The sequence below is a fragment of the Ralstonia sp. ASV6 genome (assembly GCF_016429285.1).
GTDB lineage: Bacteria > Pseudomonadota > Gammaproteobacteria > Burkholderiales > Burkholderiaceae > Ralstonia > Ralstonia flaminis.
Window position 1 is genome coordinate 1 of sequence record NZ_JAELUI010000559.1, and the last position, 317, is coordinate 317.

1 pseudogene is annotated in these 317 nt (G+C 76.3%); it reads left to right on the forward strand.

What is annotated here, in order from left to right:
- Window positions 1–178: 178 nt before the first annotated feature.
- Window positions 179–317, forward strand: a pseudogene (locus JHD73_RS28505) (50S ribosomal protein L11 methyltransferase); the annotation flags it as partial.

Below are 317 nucleotides of genomic sequence, written 5' to 3' on the forward strand. Positions count from 1 at the left end.
CCCCCCCCCCCCCCCCCCCCCCCCCCCCCCCCCCCCCCCCCCCCCCCCCCCCCCCCCCCCCCCCCCCCCCCCCCCCCCCCCCCCCCCCCCCCCCCCCCCCCCCCCCCCCCCCCCCCCCTCTTCAAGCCGAAGACGGCATACGAGATCAGGCGCCATGTCTCGTGGGCTCGGAGATGTGTATAAGAGACAGCTGCTGGTGGCAGCCGCCGCCAACGAGATCAAGCTGTCGCCGCTGCCGGCGTACACCGTGCGCGAAGTGGAAGAGCAGGACTGGGTGCGCGTGACGCAATCGCAGTTCGAGCCCATCCACATCGGCG